This is a genomic window from Agromyces sp. P2_B3 (genome assembly GCF_056404815.1).
Window position 1 is genome coordinate 183,296 of record NZ_JBFUDH010000007.1, and the last position, 19,283, is coordinate 202,578.

The 19,283-nt window shown below is 70.7% G+C and carries 15 protein-coding genes; 7 read left to right on the top strand and 8 right to left on the bottom strand.

Annotated elements, in window-relative coordinates; genetic code table 11:
* The first annotated feature begins 7 nt into the window (after positions 1-7).
* Entirely contained in the window at positions 8-193 is a 186-nt protein-coding gene (locus tag AC1DZA_RS12490; protein WP_309978465.1) for an SPOR domain-containing protein, read from the top strand.
* Positions 194-241: 48 nt separating this feature from the next.
* Here the strand turns inward: AC1DZA_RS12490 and panB are convergent, their stop codons facing one another.
* Positions 242-1,129: a 3-methyl-2-oxobutanoate hydroxymethyltransferase gene (gene panB, locus AC1DZA_RS12495; RefSeq protein ID WP_476772978.1), complete on the bottom strand. Its 888-nt coding sequence runs from the start codon at positions 1,127-1,129 to the stop codon at positions 242-244.
* A gap of 87 nt (positions 1,130-1,216) precedes the next feature.
* Here panB and AC1DZA_RS12500 point away from each other — a divergent pair, with 87 nt between their 5' ends.
* Both AC1DZA_RS12500 and AC1DZA_RS12505 read left to right on the top strand, forming a co-directional pair.
* On the top strand, positions 1,217-2,554 hold the full coding sequence (locus AC1DZA_RS12500) for a glutamine synthetase family protein (RefSeq protein WP_309978469.1): 1,338 nt from the start codon (positions 1,217-1,219) through the stop codon (positions 2,552-2,554).
* Positions 2,555-2,565: 11 nt separating this feature from the next.
* A complete protein-coding gene (locus tag AC1DZA_RS12505; protein ID WP_476772979.1) occupies positions 2,566-5,583 on the top strand; it encodes a bifunctional [glutamine synthetase] adenylyltransferase/[glutamine synthetase]-adenylyl-L-tyrosine phosphorylase in 3,018 nt (1,005 codons plus the stop codon).
* 124 nt (positions 5,584-5,707) lie between these two features.
* On the opposite strand, the gene glnA is transcribed toward AC1DZA_RS12505, so the two are convergent.
* Positions 5,708-7,132 carry a type I glutamate--ammonia ligase gene (glnA, locus tag AC1DZA_RS12510; RefSeq protein WP_476761840.1) on the bottom strand — a complete coding sequence of 475 codons (1,425 nt, stop codon included), beginning with the start codon at positions 7,130-7,132 and terminating at the stop codon, positions 5,708-5,710.
* Between the two features lie 141 nt (positions 7,133-7,273).
* On the opposite strand from glnA, the gene AC1DZA_RS12515 reads away from it, so the two are divergent.
* Entirely contained in the window at positions 7,274-7,708 is a 435-nt protein-coding gene (locus AC1DZA_RS12515) for an RDD family protein (protein ID WP_309978475.1), read from the top strand.
* Between the two features lie 107 nt (positions 7,709-7,815).
* On the opposite strand, the gene AC1DZA_RS12520 is transcribed toward AC1DZA_RS12515, so the two are convergent.
* From AC1DZA_RS12520 to lipB, 3 genes are all read right to left on the bottom strand, one after another.
* Complete coding sequence (locus AC1DZA_RS12520; protein WP_309978477.1) at positions 7,816-8,529, bottom strand: DUF4191 domain-containing protein; 714 nt, start codon at positions 8,527-8,529, stop codon at positions 7,816-7,818.
* 86 nt (positions 8,530-8,615) lie between these two features.
* A complete protein-coding gene (lipA, locus tag AC1DZA_RS12525; RefSeq protein ID WP_476772980.1) occupies positions 8,616-9,605 on the bottom strand; it encodes a lipoyl synthase in 990 nt (329 codons plus the stop codon).
* Positions 9,602-10,243, bottom strand: a complete 642-nt coding sequence (gene lipB / locus AC1DZA_RS12530) for a lipoyl(octanoyl) transferase LipB (protein ID WP_476772981.1) — start codon at positions 10,241-10,243, stop codon at positions 9,602-9,604. Before lipB ends, lipA begins: the two co-directional genes overlap by 4 nt.
* Before the next feature lie 143 nt (positions 10,244-10,386).
* Here lipB and AC1DZA_RS12535 point away from each other — a divergent pair, with 143 nt between their 5' ends.
* Positions 10,387-11,988, top strand: a complete 1,602-nt coding sequence (locus AC1DZA_RS12535) for a hypothetical protein (RefSeq protein ID WP_476772982.1) — start codon at positions 10,387-10,389, stop codon at positions 11,986-11,988.
* On the opposite strand, the gene sucB is transcribed toward AC1DZA_RS12535, so the two are convergent.
* From sucB to AC1DZA_RS12550, 3 genes are all read right to left on the bottom strand, one after another.
* A complete protein-coding gene (sucB, locus tag AC1DZA_RS12540) occupies positions 11,985-13,559 on the bottom strand; it encodes a 2-oxoglutarate dehydrogenase, E2 component, dihydrolipoamide succinyltransferase (protein ID WP_476772983.1) in 1,575 nt (524 codons plus the stop codon). The two genes, AC1DZA_RS12535 and sucB, sit on opposite strands and share 4 nt — an antisense overlap.
* 66 nt (positions 13,560-13,625) lie before the next feature.
* Entirely contained in the window at positions 13,626-14,999 is a 1,374-nt protein-coding gene (gene lpdA, locus AC1DZA_RS12545) for a dihydrolipoyl dehydrogenase (RefSeq protein ID WP_476760886.1), read from the bottom strand.
* Positions 15,000-15,097: 98 nt separating this feature from the next.
* Positions 15,098-16,570, bottom strand: coding sequence for a leucyl aminopeptidase (locus AC1DZA_RS12550; RefSeq protein WP_476772984.1), 1,473 nt, complete (start codon positions 16,568-16,570; stop codon positions 15,098-15,100).
* 88 nt (positions 16,571-16,658) lie between these two features.
* On the opposite strand from AC1DZA_RS12550, the gene AC1DZA_RS12555 reads away from it, so the two are divergent.
* Together AC1DZA_RS12555 and AC1DZA_RS12560 are read left to right on the top strand one after the other, a co-directional pair.
* Positions 16,659-17,585 (top strand): proteasome assembly chaperone family protein, encoded by a 927-nt coding sequence (locus AC1DZA_RS12555; protein ID WP_476760884.1) that lies wholly within the window; start codon positions 16,659-16,661, stop codon positions 17,583-17,585.
* 221 nt (positions 17,586-17,806) lie between these two features.
* The gene (locus AC1DZA_RS12560; protein ID WP_476772985.1) at positions 17,807-19,276 is read left to right on the top strand and encodes an RNA polymerase sigma factor; all 1,470 of its coding nucleotides are present in this window, start codon (positions 17,807-17,809) and stop codon (positions 19,274-19,276) included.
* Positions 19,277-19,283 lie beyond the last annotated feature (7 nt).

The window sequence follows — 19,283 nt, forward strand, 5'->3', positions numbered from 1 at the left end:
TCAGCCTATGGCCGAGGATGTCGAGCACCAGTTCTGGTACAACATGCACACGGGCGAGGTCGAGCAGGGCTTCCAGTCGCCGGCGGTCGATCGCGTGGGGCCGTTCGAGACCCGCGCCGAGGCCGAGCGGGCGCTCGAGATCCTGCGTGCGAACAGCGCGAAGTGGGCCGAGGAAGAGGCTGAGGACCGCTGATCCTCTTCGCGCCGAAGCATCGGCCGGCAGGCGGCGAGAGCGCAGCCGCTACTCGTAGCTGTGCTCGGCGTTGGGGTAGCTTCCCGACTCCACGTCCGCCCGCCACGCCTTCGCGGCACCGCTCAGGATGCCCGACAGGTCGGCGTACTGCTTCACGAACTTCGGCACCCGCCCGATCGTGAGCCCAGCCCAGTCGGTCCAGACGAGGAGCTGGCCGTCCGTGTGCGGGCCGGCGCCCACGCTGATCGTGGGGATGTCGAGCAGCTCGGTGACCTGACGTGCCGCATCGGCCGGCACCATCTCGAGCACGACCGCGAACGCCCCGGCGTCCTGCACGGCCCTGGCATCGGCGAGCAACTGCTTCACGCCCTCGCCGCGGCCCTGGATCACGTGCCCGCCGAGGCCGTGCTCGCTCTGCGGCGTGTAGCCGATGTGCGCCATGACGGGGATGCCGGCGCCGACGATGCGCCGGATCTGCTTGTGGCTGCGTTCGCCGCCCTCGAGCTTCACGGCGTGGGCGCCCGTCTCCTTCATGAACCGCACCGCGGTGTGCAACGCCTCCTCGGGTCCGTTCTCGTAGGAGCCGAACGGCATGTCGGCGACGACGAACGCGCGCCGCACCGCGCCGGCGACGGCGCGGGTGAGGGGGATGAGGTCGTCGACCTTGACCGGCAGCGTGGTCTCGTAGCCGAAGACGTTGTTGCCGGCCGAGTCGCCGACCAGGAGGAAGTCGATGCCCGCCTCGTCGAAGATGCGCGCGGTGAGCATGTCGTAGCTGGTCAGGCCGGTGATCTTGATGCCGTCGCGCTTCGCGTTCTGAAAGTGGCGGGTGCGAACCCGCTTGGGGCCTCCGGATGCCGCGCCGCCGCCGTACGGGTTCGTCTCCACGTTCGCCGTGCTGTCGGAAGGAGTGTCGTTGACGGGCTGCTCTGACATGTCGCCAGTCTGGCACACGCGGCATCCGCGCCCGGCGCTCTGCCGGCCGTTCTGCCGCTACCCTGAGAGGTGCGAGAGAGGGTGTGGATGGATAAGCAGCGCGACTTCGTTCTCCGGACCATCGAGGAACGAGGAGTCAAGTTCGTCAGGCTCTGGTTCACCGACGTGGTCGGAACCCTGAAGTCGGTGGCGATCGCCCCGGCCGAGGTCGAGGGGGCGTTCACCGAGGGCATCGGGTTCGACGGGTCCGCGATCGAGGGGCTGAGCCGCACGTTCGAGTCCGACCTGCTCGCCTACCCCGACCCGACGACGTTCCAGACGCTCCCGTGGCGCGGCGACATCGACCCCACGGGGCGCATGTTCTGCGACATCACGACGCCCGACGGCGAGCCGGCCGTCGCCGACCCGCGCAACGTGCTCAAGCGCACGTTGGCCCGCGCGGCCGATCGCGGGTTCACGTTCTACACCCACCCCGAGATCGAGTTCTACCTGCTCCGCTCGTCGAAGTACGGCGAGGAGGGGCCCGTCCCCGTGGACTCCGCCGGATACTTCGACAACGTGCCCGGTGGTACCGCACACGACTTCCGGCGGCGCAGCGTGCGGATGCTCGAGGACCTGGGCATCTCGGTGGAGTTCAGCCACCACGAGGCCGGCCCGGGGCAGAACGAGATCGACCTCCGGTATGCCGACGCGCTCACCACCGCCGACAACATCATGACGTTCCGCACCGTGATCAAGGAGGTGGCGATCGAGCAGGGCGTGTACGCGACCTTCATGCCGAAACCGTTCTCGCAGTATCCCGGCAGCGGCATGCACACGCACCTCTCCCTCTTCGAGGGCGACGCCAACGCCTTCTACGAGGCCGGGTCGCAGTACCAGCTCTCCAAGATCGGCCGCCAGTTCATCGCGGGCCTCCTCCGCCACGCGAACGAGATCTCCGCCGTCACCAACCAGTTCGTCAACTCGTACAAGCGACTGTGGGGCGGCGACGAGGCGCCGAGCTTCATCTGCTGGGGCCACAACAACCGCTCCGCGCTCGTGCGGGTGCCGCTGTACAAGCCCAACAAGGGGCAGAGCGCGCGCGTCGAGTACCGGGCGATCGACTCGGCGGCGAACCCCTACCTCGCGTTCTCGCTGCTGCTCGCCGCGGGCATGAAGGGCATCGAGGAGGGCTACGACCTCCCGCCCGAGGCGGAGGACGACGTCTGGGCCCTGACCGACAGCGAGCGCCGTGCCCTCGGGTACCACCCGCTGCCGGCGAGCCTCGACCACGCCATCGAGTACATGGAGGAGTCCGAGCTCGTCGCCGAGACGCTCGGCGAGCAGGTGTTCAACTACGTGCTCGCGAACAAGCGCTCGGAGTGGCGCGACTACCGCTCGCAGGTGACGACCTTCGAGCTGCAGCGCAACCTCGAGATCCTCTGACCCGCGACCGGATGTCACGCCAGGCCCCGACCCTCGGTCGACTCGCGCGGGCGGGCTTCGACGACCTCGACTCGGCGGCGGCCGGCCTCGAGGCCCTCGCCACCGCGACGGGCGTCGACGAGGAGCGCCTGCTCGCCGCGTTCGCCCACGCTGGTGACCCCGACGAGGCGCTGGTCGCGGTCGCGCGGCTGCGGGAGCGCGCTCCGCATGAGGTGGCCGTCGTGCTCGAACAGGACGCCTCGGCCGAGCGCCTGGCCCGACTGCTCGGCGCATCGCGGGGGTTCGCCGACTTCCTGATGCGCCATCCGGGAGAGACGGGACTGCTGCAGCAGGTGCCCCTGCCGCCACCGGCGACTGCGGATGCGCGCGAGTCGCTCCTCGCGGCGCTCGACGACGTCGATGCTCCGCCGGCGGGATACCTCGACGCCGCGGCATCCGCCCTGCGCGTGCGCTACCGACGGCTGCTCGCGGGCATCGCCGTGTGGGATCTCAGCCGGGCCGACGCGGTCGAGGCCGTCGATGTCGTGGCATCCGGCCTCGCGGACCTGGCGGGCGCGACCCTCGACGCGGCGATCGTGGCCGCCCGGCGTGCGATCGCCCGCGCCGACGGCGCCCCGGCTGCGCCCGGCACGTACCCGGCCGCGGAGGTCGACGCCACCCGGCTCGCCGTCATCGGCATGGGCAAGGCCGGCGCGCGCGAGCTCAACTACGTGAGCGACGTGGACGTGATCTACGTGGCCGACTCCGCCGACGAGGAGGTCGTGTCGACGCCGCGCGCGCTCGACATCGCCACGCGCATCGCCATGATCGCGATGCGGGTCATCGCCGAGCCCGGCATCGAACCGCCGCTGTGGGAGGTGGACCCGAACCTGCGGCCCGAGGGCAAGGACGGCGCGCTCGTGCGCACGCTCGACTCGCACCTGCAGTACTACGACCGCTGGGCGAAGAGCTGGGAGTTCCAGGCCCTCCTGAAGGCGCGACCGCTGGCCGGCGACGCCGAGCTCGGTGCCCGGTACGCCGCCGGCGTGGCGCCGAAGGTGTGGTCGAGCTCGGGCCGGGAGGGGTTCGTCGAGTCGGTGCAGCGCATGCGCGAACGCGTCACCGAGCACATCCCAGCCGGCGAGGTCGACGTGCAGCTGAAGCTCGGGCCGGGCGGGCTGCGCGATATCGAGTTCACCGTGCAGCTCCTCCAGCTCGTGCACGGGGCGACCGATGCCGAGATCCATCAGGCCGGAACCCTGCCGGCGCTCGCGGCGCTGGCCGACGGGGGCTACGTCGGTCGTGAGGAGGCGGCGGAGTTCTCGCGCGACTACCGCATCCTCCGGGTCCTCGAACACCGCCTGCAGCTGCAGCGCCTGCGGCGCACGCACCTCATGCCGCGAGGCGCCGCAGAGCTCCGCGCCCTCGCGCGGTCGTCGGGCCTCGGCCGCGACGACCACGACCTGTCGGCGCTCTGGCAGTCCACCCGGCAGCGCGTGCGGGGCCTCCACGAACGCCTGTTCTACCGGCCGCTGCTCTCGGCCGTCGCGGCATTGCCGGCGAGCGGGCTGGAGCTGACCAGCGAGCAGGCCGCGGCCCGACTCGCGGCGATCGGGTTCCGCGATCCGCGTGGTGCGCTGGCGCACATCGGCGCGCTCACCGCAGGCGTCTCGCGTCGCGCCACGATCCAGCGCCACCTGGTGCCGGTGCTGATCTCGTGGTTCGCGGAGGGCGCGGATCCCGACTACGGCCTGCTCGCCTTCCGCCGGCTGAGCGAGACGCTCGGCACCACGCACTGGTACCTGCGGCTGCTCCGCGACTCGTCCGATGCCGCGCTCCGCCTCACGCGCGTGCTGTCGGGGTCGCGCTTCGCCGGCGAGCTCCTGGAACGCACGCCCGAGGCGGTCGCGTGGCTGGAGGACGTCGACGAGCTGCGGCCCCGCTCGCTGGCCGCCCTCGACGACGAGAAGCGCGCGGTGCTCGGCCGGCATGTCGACGCCGCGGCCGCCGGGAAGGTGTTCCGCGCCATCCGCCGCCGCGAGGTGCTCCGGCTGGCCCTCTCGGCGATCCTCGACGTCTGCACCGTCGAGGAGCTCGGCCACGGGCTGTCGGATGTCACGGAGAGCCACATCTCGGCCATGGTCACGGCCATCCGCGGTCTCGAGCCCGACGGCATCGAGTTCGCCGTGGTCGGTATGGGCCGATTCGGCGGGCGCGAGCTCGGCATCGGGTCCGACGCCGACATCGTGTACGTCTTCCGGCCGACGGATGCCGCGCCCGAGGCCGCGCAGGCGCGGGCGCTGCGCATCGTCGCCGACCTCGTGCGACTGACGGAGGACGCGAGGCTGCCGTTCGAGCTCGACGCCGACCTGCGCCCCGAGGGACGCAATGGCGTCGTCGCACGTTCCCTCGATGCGTACCGCGCGTACTACGCCCGGTGGTCGCTCACCTGGGAGGCGCAGGCGCTGTTGCGTGCGCGTCCCGTGGCCGGCGACGAGGCGCTGCTTCACGACTTCATGGAGCTCGCGGACACGGTGCGCTACCCCGAGCACCTCACCGAGCAGGACGTGCGTGAGGTGAAACGCATCAAGGCCCGGGTCGAGAACGAGCGGCTGCCCCAGGGCGCCGACCCGCGACGCCACCTCAAGCTCGGACGGGGATCGCTGTCGGACGTGGAGTGGTTCGTGCAGCTCGTGCAGCTCGAGCACGGCGCGGCGGAGCCCTCGCTTCGCACGCCGTCGACGCTCGACGCGCTGGCCGCCGCCGTGGAGCACGGACACATCACGGCCGCCGACGCCCGCACGCTGCGCGCGGCATGGGTCTTCGCATCGCGCGCGCGGTCCTCGCTGACACTCTGGCTCGACCGCACCACCGATGTGCTGCCGGTCGAACGATCGCAGCTCGAGGGCGTCGCCCGCATCATGGGCTATCCGCCCGGCTCAGCCACGCGGCTCGAGGACGACTACTTGCAGGTCACCCGCCGCGCCCGCGCGGTGTTCGAGCGCGGGTTCTACGGCGTGGAGACCCGGCGCGAGCCGAGCACCGGCTGATCCGGCCGTCGAACGGCGGCCGGCCACCGCCGCCCGTCGCTCGCCATCGCCGCCGTCGCTCGAACGGCCGAAGGGCCCGCGTCGCCGAAGCGATGCGGGCCCTTCGTAGGACTGCAGGTGCGGATCAGACGCCGTAGTACAGCTCGAACTCGAACGGGTGCGGACGCTGAGCCAGGGGCTTCAGCTCCTTCTCGCGCTTGTAGTCGATCCAGGTCTCGATGAGCTCCTTGGTGAACACGCCGCCCTCGAGGAGGAAGTCGTGGTCGGCCTCGAGCGCGTCGAGCACGGCGTCGAGCGAGCCCGGCACCTGGGGGATCGTCTTGGCCTCCTCGGGCGGCAGCTCGTAGAGGTCCTTGTCGACCGGCTCGTGCGGCTCGATGCGGTTCTTGATGCCGTCGAGGCCGGCCATGAGCTGGGCGGCGAACGCGAGGTAGGGGTTGCCCGAGGCATCCGGAGCGCGGAACTCGATGCGCTTGGCCTTGGGGTTCGTGCCGGTGATCGGGATGCGGATGGCCGCCGAGCGGTTGCCCGCCGAGTAGACCAGATTCACCGGTGCCTCGAAGCCGGGCACCAGGCGGTGGTACGAGTTCACCGTCGGGTTCGTGAAGGCGAGCAGCGCGGGCGCGTGGCGGAGGATGCCGCCGATGTACCAGCGTGCGAGGTCGGAGAGGCCGCCGTAGCCGGCCTCGTCGTAGAACAGCGGCTTGCCGTCGTTCCACAGCGACTGGTGGGTGTGCATGCCCGAGCCGTTGTCGCCGAAGAGCGGCTTCGGCATGAAGGTGGCCGTCTTGCCCCACTCGTTCGCCGTGTTCTTCACGATGTACTTGAACTTCAGGATGTCGTCGGCCGCGTGCACCATCGTGTCGAAGCGGTAGTTGATCTCGGCCTGGCCGCCGGTGCCGACCTCGTGGTGGGCGCGCTCCAGGATCAGGCCCGCCTCGATGAGCTTCAGCGAGATGTCGTCACGAAGGTCGGCCTGCTTGTCGACCGGCGAGACGGGGAAGTAGCCGCCCTTGTAGGGGGTCTTGTTGCCGAGGTTGCCGCCCTCCTCGACACGGCCCGAGTTCCACGCGCCCTCCTCGGAGTCGACCGAGTAGAAGCTCCCGTTCTGCTTCACCTCGTAGCGCACGTCGTCGAAGATGTAGAACTCCGCCTCGGGTGCGAAGTACGCGGTGTCGGCGATGCCGGTCGACGCGAGGTACTTCTCGGCCTTCTTGGCGACCTGGCGCGGGTCCTTCGCGTAGATCTCGCCGTTGCGGGGGTTGTAGATGTCGAAGACCATGACGAGCGTGCGCTCGGCGCGGAACGGGTCGACATAGGCCGTGGAGACGTCCGGGATCAGCTGCATGTCCGACTCGTGGATCGACGCGAAGCCGCGGATCGAGGAGCCGTCGAAGAGCTGGCCGACCGTGAAGAACTCCTCGTCGACGGTCGACGCCGGGATGTTGAAGTGCTGCTGCACGCCCGGGAGGTCGGTGAAGCGGATGTCGAGGAACTTGACATCCGTCTCCTTGATGAACGTGAGCACTTCAGACGAATCACTGAACATGTGACGGAATCTCCAAGAGGGGCGGGGTGGGACCGGACGGACGTGCACAGCCGCTAGCGACGCTATCGAGTCGCGGTTTCCCTGCCATGACGCCAATGTTTCCGCCATGTTACGCGCATGGCCGGTCGGTAGACTCGGGGGATGCCTGACCCCAGCCCCCGCACCTTCGGCGAGCTCGAGCCCAGCAGGTGGCCGGGGGAGCGGCTCGGCCTTCCCGACACGGGCCGCGGCTCGGTCGGCCGCGTCGGTCGTCGCCTCGGCGCGATCGCCATCGACTGGGGCCTGGCGCTGCTGATCGCGTTGCTCTTCGCCCCGTACAGCTCGCTCACCCACTCGTGGGTGACCCTCGTCATCTTCGCGATCATGCAGGTCGTGTTCATCCCGACCATCGGCGGCAGCATCGGCCACCGTCTCACGGGCATGCGGGTGGTGCCGCTCACCGGTGGCTGGGTCGGCGTCCGTCGGCCGATCGTACGCACGCTCCTGCTGGTGCTCGTCGTGCCCGCGCTCGTCTGGGACTCCGACCAGCGCGGCTTCCACGACAAGGTCGCCGGCACGGTGTTGATCCGGGTGTGACGACGTCGATCGGCCGTGGCGGAGTCGAGCAGCGGTGACGGCCGTTCGCCCATGGGACGGCGAACGGCATCCGCCGATCGACGGATGCCGCGTGCTGCCGACCCGGGTCAGCGCATCTTGCCGCGCTGCGGCCGCGCCTTCATCGGGTCGATGCCCTTCGGAATGGGAAGCGCCGTCTGCAGCGAGTTCAGGCGGTTCGACACCGCGAGCACCTCGGGCTTGGTGAGCGTGCGCTTCGCCTTGCGCAGGGTCGCGGGCAGGCGGTAGAGCTCGATGGAACCGTCGTCGTGGCCGACCGAGATGAGCGTGACCGGCACGTTCGGCAGGATGCGGGTGACCTTGCGCTGCTCCTCGTCGAGCATGCGCTTGGTGCGCGTGACGGGGCCCTCGCTGATGAGTGCGACGCCGCCGCGGCCGACCGCGCGGTACACCGCGTCCTGCGTCTTGCCGTTCACGGCGATCGGCATCTCGTTGCCGACCCATCCGCCGCGGAGGCCACTGCGGAGCACCGCGCCGACGGCGCCGGGCTGGCCGTCGATCTGCGCGTAGGCCGCGCGCTCGGCTCGACGGCCGAGGATGACGAGGGCGAGGAGGAGGCCGGCCAGCACACCGGCGACGATCCAGAGGGCGATCGTGAACCCGTTGCCCTCGCCGAGCCAGAGCGCGAGTCCGAGGCCGATGAGCACGGGGACGAGGAATCCGAGCAGCATGAGCCATTGCGCGCTCGAGTCGTAGCGGCGGGTCATCTGGAAGACCTGCCACATCTGCTTCATGCGACCCGGCTCCTTCGGAGCGGAGCCCTTGTCCTTGGTGCGTGCCATGGTCACAAGGATACCGGCGGCGGACGCCGCCCCCGACCGTGTTCTCGATGGGCGGAGGCGACGTCCGGCGCCGGGCTCGTGCCGGTCTAGCCGACCGCCTGGGCGAAGCCGAGCGAGGCGTCCGCGAGGTGCGCGAGCCCGCCCGGCAGGGCGCGGCCCTTCGCGTGCATCGACTGCGCCCAGAGGCGCCCGGCGCGGTACGACGAGCGCACGAGGGGACCGGCGAGCACGCCGAGGAAGCCGATCTCCTCGGCCTCCTCCTTGAGCTCCACGAATTCCTCGGGGCGCACCCAACGATCGACGGGAAGGTGGCGAGGGCTCGGCCGCAAGTACTGCGTGATGGTGATGATGTCGGTGCCGGCGTCGTGCAGGTCGTGGAGGGCCTGCGACACCTCGGCCCGCTCCTCGCCCATGCCGAGGATCAGGTTCGACTTCGTGATGAGGCCGGCGTCCCGGCCCTGGGTGATCACGTCGAGCGAGCGCTCGTAGCGGAACGCGGGTCGGATCCGCTTGAAGATGCGCGGGACCGTCTCGACGTTGTGGGCGAACACCTCGGGCCGGGCGGAGAACACCTCGGCGAGGTGCACGGGGTTGCCGGAGAAGTCGGGCACGAGGATCTCCACGCCGGTGCCCGGGGACTGCCGGTGGATCTCCCGGATCGTCTCCGCGTAGAGCCAGGCGCCCTCGTCGGGCAGGTCGTCGCGAGCGACGCCCGTCACCGTGGAGTAGCGCAGCTGCATCCGCACCACCGACTCGGCGACGCGTCGCGGCTCGTCCACGTCGTAGTCGGCGGGCTTGCCGGTGTCGATCTGGCAGAAGTCGCATCGCCGGGTGCATTGCGAGCCGCCGATGAGGAAGGTGGCCTCGCGGTCCTCCCAGCACTCGTAGATGTTGGGGCAGCCGGCCTCCTGGCAGACCGTGTGCAGCTCCTCGCTCTTCACCAGGCTCTGCAACTGCCGGTACTCGGGGCCCATCTTGGCGCGGGTCTTGATCCACTCGGGCTTGCGCTCGATCGGCGTCTGGGCGTTGCGGACCTCGAGGCGCAGCATCCGGCGCCCATCGGGGGCGGTGCTCATGCGGCGACCGCCGCCTCGGCCTCGGCGAGGAACCGCTGCGTGATCGGTTCGACGAGGTCCTCGGGCACGACCCGGCGTCCGAGCTCGTGGGTGATGGTCGTCACTCCGGCGTCCCGGATGCCGCAGGCCACGATCTTCTCGTAGGGCTCCAGCGAGTTCGAGCAGTTCAGTGCGAACCCGTGCATCGTCACGCCGTCGGCGACACGGATGCCGATGGCGGCGATCTTGTTCTCGCGGCCGGGTTCGCCGACCCAGACTCCCGACCGTCCCTCGACGCGACGTCCGTCGACGCCGAGGTCGGCCAGCACGTCGATGAGGATGCCCTCGAGACGGCGGACGTAGCCGACCACGTCGATCGGCTCGGCCAGGTGGAGGATCGGATACCCCACCAGCTGGCCGGGGCCATGCCACGTGATCTTGCCGCCGCGGTCGACGTCGATGACGGGGGTTCCGTCGGTCGGTCGTTCCTCGGGAGCGGTGCGCTTCCCGGCGGTGTATACGGAGGGGTGCTCCAGGAGGATGACGGTGTCGGGGCGTTCGCCCCTGACGACCGCGCGATGGACGGCGCGCTGAAGGTCGAGACCCTCGATGTACGGCACGGAGTTGGCGCTTAGCCCCGCGACGACGAAGTCGAGCATGCCGTCCAGTCTAGGTGGGCGAATGCCGCGGGCGGCCCTCGACCGCGGATCGACTCGTCCTCACCAGACTCTGATCGGGATCGGTGACTCCCAAGCCGGGCCGGAGGCCGCCACGCTCCCGCCGGAAGCGACACGATGCCCGTATGAGCCGCGCGCGCCGATCCGCCCCCGTGCCGACCGAGCCCCAGCCGGCGCAGGCCTCCGGCCCGCTCGAGGGTCGCCTGGTCGGCCACCGGATCGTGCGGCGCATCGCATCCGGAGCGCGTGCCGACGTCTACCTCGCCGCGGCCGAGTCGGCTGCGCTCCACGACTCCGCACCGGCCGGAACGGCGGGATCGGCGACCGGCTCTGCTCCTGCTGCGCACGACCCCGTCGAGGCGGGGCGACCGGCGCCGGTGCTCGTCGCGCTGCGGGTCTACGAGGCCGGAACGGCCGACGACTCGATCGCCGCGGAGATCGAGGCGATGTCGGCGGATGCCACGGGCACCCTGCCCTCACTCATCGACGTGGCGACCCTCGAGGACGGCCGGTGCTGCCTCGTGGTCGAGCGGCTGGGCGGCCGCACGTTAGCACGGGTGCTCGCCGAGCGACGGCTCAGTCCGGGCGAGGCGGTCACGATCCTCGCGCCGCTCGTCGTGGCCGTCGGCGAGCTGGCACGCGCCGGATTCGTGCACGGCCGCCTTTCCACGACCGATGTCGTCCTCGACGACGACGGGAGACCACGGCTGCTCGGGCTCGGTGCCTTACGACGCCTTCCGAGTCCCGGCGAGGCGCGTTCCGCCCTGCTGCGTGCCGGCCACGAGGCACTCGCCGACCTGATCGACGAGGTCGGGTCGGTCGTGTCACCGCGCGATGCGCTCGAGGAGGTGTCCCGGTACCTCCGCGGTCGGCTGGCCGTTCGTCCCTTCGAGCCCTGCGACGGCGAGGTCGAGCGGCGCCTCTTCACGTCGGCCGCGCCCGAACCGGTACGAGGGTTCACACCGCGTGCCACTCCGCGAGCGGCGCCCGCTCGGGCGATCCCACCGGTTCCCGCCGATGCGGTACCCACGCCATCACCGGACCCGCAAGGTGGGAAGCCGCGCTTCGGGTTGGGCCTCAGACGCGTGCTCGCGCTGGTGCACGGCCCCGACGACCTCGTCGAGCAGCTCGCGGAGGCGGCGGACCTCCGGCCGGCCGGTCAGCTTCGCGCGCGGATCACCAGTGCGATCGGCCGTCGGCGCGGCGCGCTCGTCGTCGGCGGCCTGGTCGGAGGGGGAGCCCTCGTGCTGTTGCTCACGATGGTGCCTCAGGCACCACCTGATGGGCACGATCAGGCGGCGGCAGCGGAGCCGGACGCCACCGCAGTTGTGGAAGCGACCGGAGCGGGTCCCGGCGAACCCACGCCGTCGGGCGCCCCGAGCGACGCCGCAGAGCCCGAGACCGACGCGAATGCGGATCCCGTCGCGGCGGCGCGCTGGCTGCTCGATCGGCGGGCGTCCTGCTTCGAGATGCTCGACCTCGGATGCCTCGACGCCGTCGACCAGCCGGGGTCTGCCATCGGGGCGTCCGACCGTGACGCCATCGCGCTCGGCCGAGACGGAGCGGGCCAGCCTGCCCCGCGCTTCGACCCCACGTCGATCGTCCTCACCGCAGAGCTAGGCGGAGCGGTCCTCGTGCACGCGGAGACCGTCGCGGAACGCGAACCGGCCTCGCTCCTCATGGTGAGGGGCGAGGCCGGATGGCGCTTGCGCGACGTCTTCGACTAGATCCCGAGGTCGGCCTCGAAGGCCCCCTCCTCCAGTCGCTCCTTGACCGCCGTCAGGAAGCGGGCTGCGTCGGCGCCGTCGATGATGCGGTGGTCGTACGAGAGCGCCAGGTACACCATCGAGCGGATGGCGATCGCGTCCTCGCCGTCCTGCTTCACGACGACCGGGCGCTTCACGACGATGCCCGTGCCGAGGATCGCGGACTGCGGCAGGAACACGACCGGCGTGTCGAACAGGGCGCCGCGGGATCCCGTGTTGGTCAGCGTGAAGGTGCCGCCCGAGAGCTCGTCGGGCTTGAGCTGGTTGTTGCGCGTGCGGTCGGCCAGGTCGGCGATCTGCGCAGCCAGCGCGGCGATGTCGAGATCGCCCGCGTTGCGGATGACCGGCGTCAGCAGCCCGCGCTCGGTGTCGACCGCGATGCTCATGTTCTCGGTCGGCGGGTAGACGATGCTGTCGCCATCGACCGTCGAGTTCACGATCGGGTAGGCACGGAGCGCCTCGGCAGCTGCCAGCGCGAAGAACGGCAGGAACGAGAGCTTGTTGCCCGTCTTCGCGAGGAAGTCGCCCTTCACGCGGTCGCGAAGGCGTGCGACGCGCGTCACGTCGACCTCGACGACGGTGGTGAGCTGCGCCGTGGACGTCATCGAGACCACGGCCCGCTCTGCCACGACCTTGCGGAGGCGCGTCATCGGCACCGTCGTCCCGCGGAGGGGCGACGTCTCGAGCGGCGTACGGGCAGGCGCCGCCGCGGCGGGAGCAGTCGCGGGCGCCTGGGCCGAGATGACGTCCTGCTTGCGGATGCGTCCGCCCACACCCGTGCCGGTCACGCTCGAGAGGTCCACGCCCTGCTCGTTCGCGAGCTTGCGCACGATGGGGGTCACGTAGCCGCTCGGGCCCGCGTGCGCTCCGCCGGTGGCGGCGGGAGCCGCCGGTGCCTCGGCTGCCGGGGCGGGAGCCGCCTGAGGTGCCGGTGCGGCCTCGGGAGCCGGCGCAGCGGGAGCAGCCTGCGGGGCAGGTGCCTGCTGAGCTGCCGGCGCGGCAGGTGCGGCCGCCGGTGCAGCGGGTGCGGCCTGGGGCGCCGGAGCCGCCTGCGGGGCAGGCGTGGCCTCCGGTGCGGGGGCGGCCTGCGGCGCGGGGGCCGGGGCTGCCGGGGGAGCCTGAGGCGCCGCCGGTGCCGGGGCAGCCTGAGGTGCCGGTGCGGCCTCGGGCGCCGGTGCGGCAGGTGCGGCCTCAGGTGCCGGTGCGGCCTCAGGCGCGGGTGCAGCGGGCGCTGCCTCCGGAGCCGGCGCAGCCTCAGGTGCCGGCGCGGCTTCGGCGGGGGCCGCAGCTGCGGAACCGTCGCCGATGGTCACGAGGGCCGTGCCGACCTCGACCGTCTCGTCCTCCTGGACGAGGATCGCCTCGATCACGCCGGCGACCGGCGATGGGATCTCGGTGTCGACCTTGTCGGTCGACACTTCGAGCAGCGGCTCGTCGACCTCCACACGGTCGCCGACGTTCTTCAGCCAGCGGGTGACCGTGCCCTCCGTGACACTCTCACCGAGTGCCGGGAGGCTGACGGATTCGCTCATGCGCTTGTCTCCTTCACAGCGTGTGACGCTATCTAGCTTATTGCAGTCGTGTTTCCGGGGTCGGGCTCAGAGCGCGTGCAGCGGCTTGCCGGCGAGCTTCAGGAACGCCTCGCCGAGTGCCTCGTTCTGCGTCGGGTGCGCGTGGATGAACGGGGCGATGTCCTCGGGGTACGCCTCCCAGTTCACCGCGAGCTGCGCCTCGCCGATCAGTTCGCCGACGCGCGCGCCGATCATGTGCACGCCGACCACGGGGCCGTCGTTCACGCGGACCACCTTGATGGAGCCGCTGGTCTCGAGGATGTGGCTCTTGCCGTTGCCGGCGAGGTTGTATTCGTAGGCCGAGACCTGGTCGGCCCCGAACTTCTCCGCGGCGCGCGCCTCGGTGTAGCCGATGGACGCCACCTCGGGCTCGCAGTACGTGACCTTGGGGATGTTCACGTCTTCGACGACGATCGGGTTCAGGCCCGCGATCTCCTCGGCCACGAAGATGCCCTGCTGGAATCCGCGGTGCGCGAGCTGCAGGCCGGGAACGATGTCGCCCACGGCGTACACGCCGGGGAGGTTGGTGGCGAGGCGCTCGTCGGTGATGACGAATCCGCGATCCATCGTGACGCCGACCTCGTCGTAGCCGAGGCCCTGGGTGACCGGTCCGCGCCCGACCGCGACGAGCAGCAGCTCCGCCTCGACGGTGTCGCCGTTCTCGAGCGTGACGACGACGCCGTCGTCGTGCTGCGTCACGCCCTGGAAGCGGACGCCCAGCTTGTACTCGATGCCGCGCTTGCGGAAGGCGCGCTCGAGCTGCTTCGAGACCGACTCCTCCTCGTTGGGCACGAGGTGCGGGAGCGCCTCGATGATCGTGACGTCGGCGCCGAAGGACTTCCAGACGCTGGCGAACTCCACGCCGATGACGCCGCCACCGAGCACGGCCACCTTGCGGGGCACGAAGTCGAGCTCGAGTGCCTGCTCGCTCGTGATGACGCGGCCGCCGATCTCGAGGCCGGGAAGCGAGCGCGAGTACGAGCCCGTCGCGAGGACGATGTTCTTGCCGACGATGCGGTCGTCGCCGACCTGCACCGCGTTGGGAGCGACGAGGCGACCCTCGCCCTCGATCACCGTGATGCCGCGCGCCTTGACGAGCCCCTGCAGGCCCTTGAACTTGCTGGCGACGATGCTCTCGCGGTACTGGGTGACCGCGGGCACGTCGATGCCCTCGAAGGTGGAGCGGACGCCGAACCTCGCCGACTCCCGCGAGCTGTCCGCGACCTCGGCCGCGTGCAGCAGCGCCTTGGTCGGGATGCACCCGCGGTGCAGGCATGTGCCACCCAGCTTGTCCTTCTCGATCAAGCCGACGGTGAAGCCCAGCTCGACGGCACGCAGCGCCGCCGCGTACCCTCCGCTGCCGCCACCGAGGATGACAATGTCAAAGTTCTGCTCGGACAACCGCAATCTCCCTTGCGCAATTGATCTGCGACACGGACTGCCGCCGTTGATGATCGGGGGCAGGGTGCTCGGGCGACGTTCTCGCCCATATGACCTTACTACCCGGCGGCGAGGTCCTCGCCCAGCCGGACGAGGGTGCGGACGGCCACCCCGGTGGCCCCCGATCCGGTGTATCCCCACGCACCTCCGGAGTTGTTCGAGGGGCCGGCGATGTCGAGGTGCGCCCACGGGATCCGGTCCTCGGATCCGTCGCGCGTGCCCACGAACTCCCGCAGGAAGACACCGGCCAGCAGCATGCCCGGCACCGTGACCCCGAGCTTCGTGTTCGCGAGGTCGGCGACATCCGACTTGAGCAACGGGAGCAGGTCGGCCGGGAGCGGCATCGGCCAGGTCGCCTCGCCCACGGCGTCGGCTGCGGCCCGCACGTCGGCCACGAGGCCGTCGTCGCCCATCAGCCCGGTGATGCGATGGCCCAGCGCGACGACCTGCGCTCCGGTGAGCGTCGCGACGTCGATGATGGCGTCGGGCTGCTCCGCGCTCGCGGCGACGAGCCCGTCGGCGAGGACCAGCCGCCCCTCCGCGTCGGTGTTCAGCACCTCGACCGTGGTGCCGCCGTGCATGCGGAGGACGTCGTTGGGGCGCACCGCTGTTCCGGACGGCAGGTTCTCCGCGAGGCAGAGCCACCCCGTGACGCGGATGGGCACCTGCAGCTCGGCGAGGGCGACGACGGCCGACAGGACGGCGGCCGCTCCGGCCATGTCGGTCTTCATGCCGACCATCGAGGCCATCGGCTTCAGCGACAGGCCACCGGAGTCGAAGGTGATGCCCTTGCCGACCAGGGCCAGGTGCACGGATGCCCCGTCGGGCGCGTAATCGAGCCGTACGAGCCTCGGCCCACGGCTCGAGCCGAGTCCCACGCCGAGGATGCCGCCGAAGCCGCCCTCGGCGAGCGCCTCCTCGTCCCAGACCTTCGCGGCGACGCCGGCACCGCTCGCGGCTTCCACCGCCAGCTCGGCGAGCCGCGCCGGGAACAGGTCGGCCGGCGATGCGTTGACGAGATCCTTCGTGCGGGCGACACCGGCCGCGACGGCTCGCACGCGATCCAGGCCGATGACCGCCTCGTCGAGCTCGGAGTGCAGGATGATGCGCTCGACCGGCGCCTTCACGGCCGACTTGTACTCGGAATAGGCGTAGGCGCCGAGTGCCGCGCCCTCGAGGGCTGCTGCGGCGAGTACGGGATCCTCCGTCGGGATCGCGATGGCGATGGACGTGACACCGGAGAGCTGCCGTACGGCGCTGCCGATCGCGAGGCGGTACGCCGCGGCATCCGCTGCACCGCCCGTGCCCGCCACGACCACCATGCGGGGGCCGTCGCCGTTGCCCGGAAGCCGTGTGAACTCCTCGGCGGTGCCCTTCGCGCCGAGGGCGGCGAGCGCCGCGGGCACCCACTCGTAGCCCGGGACCGCCATGAGCTCGGCGCCGTCGCTGCCGCTCGTCGCTGCGAGGATCACGACGTCGGCGTCGGAACCGACGGCGGGGGAGGCGGAGACGGAGAGCGAGGGAACGGTCATGCAGGCGATCGTACGTGTTCGCTCTCGGCATCATTCCACCGGTCCGCGAACGGGAGGGGGCCCGGAACGGCGTCAGTAGGCTGGAAGCATGCGCGATCCCCGGTCACTCTACGAGCTGAATCCGGACGTCCAGGTCCCACCCGGGCTGCCACTCGTGGCGGGCCTCACCGGATTCGCCGACGCCGGCTCCGCGGTCGCGCAGACCAGCGACTACCTGCTGTCGACGCTCGACACCACCGTCGTGGCGACCTTCGAGGCCGACGAGCTGCTCGACTACCGTGCGCGCCGGCCGATCATCCTGTTCCAAGGCGACCACCTCGCCGACTACCGGCCGCCCCGTCTCAGCCTCGACCTCGCGCGCGACGAGATCGGCCAGGAGTTCCTGATGCTCACGGGCTACGAGCCCGACTTCCAGTGGGAGCGCTTCGGTGCGGCGCTGCTCGGCCTCATCGACGACCTGCAGGTCTCCTCGACGACCTGGATCAACTCCATTCCCATGCCCGTGCCGCACACCCGGCCCATCGGCATGACGGTCAGCGGCAACCGCGCCGACCTCATCGAGGCCATGTCGATCTGGCGGCCGACCACCGAGGTTCCCTCGAATGCGCTGCACCTCGTCGAGTACCGGCTGCAGGAGCAGGGGCATCCGACCACCGGTTTCGTGCTCCTGGTGCCGCACTACCTGAGCGACGCGGAGTACCCGACGGCCGCCGTCGCGGCACTCGAGGCGATCAGCGCCTCGACCGGTCGGATCTTCCCGACTGATGCGCTGCGCGAGCAGGGGCGCGACTTCATCGCCCGCATCGACGAGCAGGTGGCCGAGAACGGCGAGCTCGCCAAGCTCGTCGGCACGCTGGAGCAGCGCCACGACTCCTACATGGAGGGGACCTCGCTCCGTTCGCCGCTCACCGACGAGGACGGCGAGCTGCCCTCGGCCGACGAGCTGGCGGCCGAACTGGAGAAGTTCCTCGCCTACCGCCGCACCCGGGACGACGACACGCCCCTCGGCGGGTGACGTCGACCGATCGGGGAGGGCCTGCCGGGGCCGTCGTCCGGCGTTCATGAGCGGTCGAAGCGCCCGGCCAACCGGGAATTCCCGATGCCTCCCGCACGTTGCACAATGTGGGCGAGGAGCGGGCGGAGCGACGTCCGACCGACCCCGAGTCTGTATAATGGAGTCAGGACCCGTTCTGGTCTGCTGGCGCAGTTCACGTGCGCCGACGAAGCAGACTTGACATGGGTCCTCATAGTGTCCGAAAACGACCGGGCCGACAGCACGAGCCGAGCGCCCGAGAGGGCACGCGCCGGGCAACGGTAGGAGAGGTTCAACCAATGGCAACGACGAAGGCTGCGACGTCGGCGAAGAGCGAGGCGGACAAGCCCGCTGCGCGCACGACGGCTGCGAAGTCGACCGCCGCGAAGACCGCCGCGACGGCCACCAAGGCCCCCGCGGCGAAGGCCGGCACGAAGGCGGCCACCCCAGCGACGAAGACGCCGCGCACCAGCACGGCGAAGACCGCCGCCAAGCCGCGCACCAAGGCCAAGGCCGGCGCGACGGGCGACGATGAGGACGAGGTCGAGCCCGGCGAGCTCGAAGAGGTCGAGGTCGACGCCGAGGTCGAGGTCGACACGGCGGCGGTCGTCGAGGCCACCGAGACGGATGCCGACACCGACACCGACGACGAGGAGACGAAGCCCGTCGCCGTCGAGCCGCACCCGACGGGTGCGCTGGTGCTCCGTGCGGTCGACGACGAGGACGAGGTCCCGGTCTACTCGAGCGCCATCACCGGTGCGACGGCCGACCCGGTCAAGGACTACCTGAAGCAGATCGGCAAGGTCGCGCTCCTGAACGCGGCCGAAGAGGTCGAGCTGGCCATGCGCATCGAGGCCGGTCTCTTCGCCGAGGAGAAGCTCTCGCACATGACCGATTCCGAGAAGCGCTCGCAGCTCGGTCGCGAGCTGCAGTGGGTCGCCAAGGACGGCCAGCGTGCGAAAAGCCACCTGCTCGGCGCCAACCTGCGTCTCGTCGTCTCGCTGGCGAAGCGCTACACGGGCCGTGGCATGCAGTTCCTGGACCTGATCCAGGAGGGCAACCTGGGCCTCATCCGTGCGGTCGAGAAGTTCGACTACACGAAGGGCTTCAAGTTCTCGACGTACGCGACGTGGTGGATCCGCCAGGCGATCACCCGCGCCATGGCGGACCAGGCGCGCACCATCCGCATCCCGGTGCACATGGTCGAGGTCATCAACAAGCTCGCCCGCGTCCAGCGCCAGATGCTGCAGGACCTCGGTCGCGAGCCCACCCCCGAGGAGCTCAGCCGCGAGCTCGACATGACCCCCGAGAAGGTCATCGAGGTGCAGAAGTACGGCCGCGAGCCCATCTCGCTGCACACGCCCCTCGGTGAAGACGGCGACAGCGAGTTCGGCGACCTCATCGAGGACACCGAAGCGGTCGTGCCGGCCGACGCGGTCGGCTTCACGATGCTGCAGAAGCAGCTCGAGTCGCTGCTCGACTCGCTGAGCGAGCGTGAGGCGGGCGTGATCCGCATGCGCTTCGGGCTCGGCGACGGCATGCCGAAGACCCTCGACCAGATCGGCGACACCTTCGGCGTGACCCGTGAGCGGATCCGCCAGATCGAGTCGAAGACGATGGCCAAGCTGCGCCACCCGTCGCGCTCGCAGTCGCTCCGCGACTACCTCGAGTAGGACCCAG

Bases quoted from the DNA above. Each gene is read 5' to 3' on its own strand.
- glnA (WP_476761840.1), bottom strand. From the start codon at position 7,132: ATGTTCAGTGATTCGTCTGAAGTGCTCACGTTCATCAAGGAGACGGAT.
- panB (WP_476772978.1), bottom strand. From the start codon at position 1,129: ATGTCAGAGCAGCCCGTCAACGACACTCCTTCCGACAGCACGGCGAAC.
- AC1DZA_RS12500 (WP_309978469.1), top strand. From the start codon at position 1,217: ATGGATAAGCAGCGCGACTTCGTTCTCCGGACCATCGAGGAACGAGGA.
- AC1DZA_RS12535 (WP_476772982.1), top strand. From the start codon at position 10,387: ATGAGCCGCGCGCGCCGATCCGCCCCCGTGCCGACCGAGCCCCAGCCG.
- AC1DZA_RS12490 (WP_309978465.1), top strand. From the start codon at position 8: ATGGCCGAGGATGTCGAGCACCAGTTCTGGTACAACATGCACACGGGC.
- AC1DZA_RS12520 (WP_309978477.1), bottom strand. From the start codon at position 8,529: ATGGCACGCACCAAGGACAAGGGCTCCGCTCCGAAGGAGCCGGGTCGC.
- AC1DZA_RS12550 (WP_476772984.1), bottom strand. From the start codon at position 16,570: ATGACCGTTCCCTCGCTCTCCGTCTCCGCCTCCCCCGCCGTCGGTTCC.
- AC1DZA_RS12505 (WP_476772979.1), top strand. From the start codon at position 2,566: ATGTCACGCCAGGCCCCGACCCTCGGTCGACTCGCGCGGGCGGGCTTC.
- lipA (WP_476772980.1), bottom strand. From the start codon at position 9,605: ATGAGCACCGCCCCCGATGGGCGCCGGATGCTGCGCCTCGAGGTCCGC.
- AC1DZA_RS12515 (WP_309978475.1), top strand. From the start codon at position 7,274: ATGCCTGACCCCAGCCCCCGCACCTTCGGCGAGCTCGAGCCCAGCAGG.
- AC1DZA_RS12555 (WP_476760884.1), top strand. From the start codon at position 16,659: ATGCGCGATCCCCGGTCACTCTACGAGCTGAATCCGGACGTCCAGGTC.
- lipB (WP_476772981.1), bottom strand. From the start codon at position 10,243: ATGCTCGACTTCGTCGTCGCGGGGCTAAGCGCCAACTCCGTGCCGTAC.
- AC1DZA_RS12560 (WP_476772985.1), top strand. From the start codon at position 17,807: ATGGGTCCTCATAGTGTCCGAAAACGACCGGGCCGACAGCACGAGCCG.
- sucB (WP_476772983.1), bottom strand. From the start codon at position 13,559: ATGAGCGAATCCGTCAGCCTCCCGGCACTCGGTGAGAGTGTCACGGAG.